The organism is Bradyrhizobium sp. NBAIM08, assembly GCF_020193935.1.
Lineage (GTDB): Bacteria > Pseudomonadota > Alphaproteobacteria > Rhizobiales > Xanthobacteraceae > Bradyrhizobium > Bradyrhizobium yuanmingense.
On sequence record NZ_JADYVR010000502.1, the window covers coordinates 1 to 434 of the forward strand.

A 434-nucleotide genomic window follows, 5' to 3' on the forward strand; every position below is an offset into this window, starting at 1 on the left:
CACGAGGGGGGCGTCGTCGAGTCGTGGTTCTTCCCCTCCGGTGGTGATGACCCGTACGCCTACGTGCACGTCCGCGACGAGCCGGCGAGCGCCGCGGCGCGGGCGCAGCTCGGTCTCGACGGTTCGGGGACGCGCATCACGGTGCCGCTCGCGGCCGGGCGGCCGCCGGCCAACGCGCGCCTGCGACGCGTGGTCGGGCAGCTCGTGCAGCTACGCCCGGTGCTCGAGGATCCCGCGCGCGAGCTGTGGCTGGAGCTGCCCGGCGAGCCGGCCCAGGTCGTCACGCTGCCGGGGCCGGAGCCCGACCCTGAGCGCCCGCTCCTCTTCGACGATGAGATCGAGGTCGTCGCGGGCGTGCGCGCGCGGGTGATCGTGCGGCGCGCGGCTCAGCCGATCCCGCTCAGCCCGTCGCGCGCGACGCGGTTGGGCGGGCT

At 76.5% G+C, this 434-nt stretch carries 1 protein-coding gene; it reads left to right on the forward strand.

What is annotated here, in order from left to right:
• Positions 1 to 434 (forward strand): hypothetical protein (locus I6F37_RS40660; protein WP_225154469.1); only part of this gene is annotated, 434 nt, incomplete at both ends.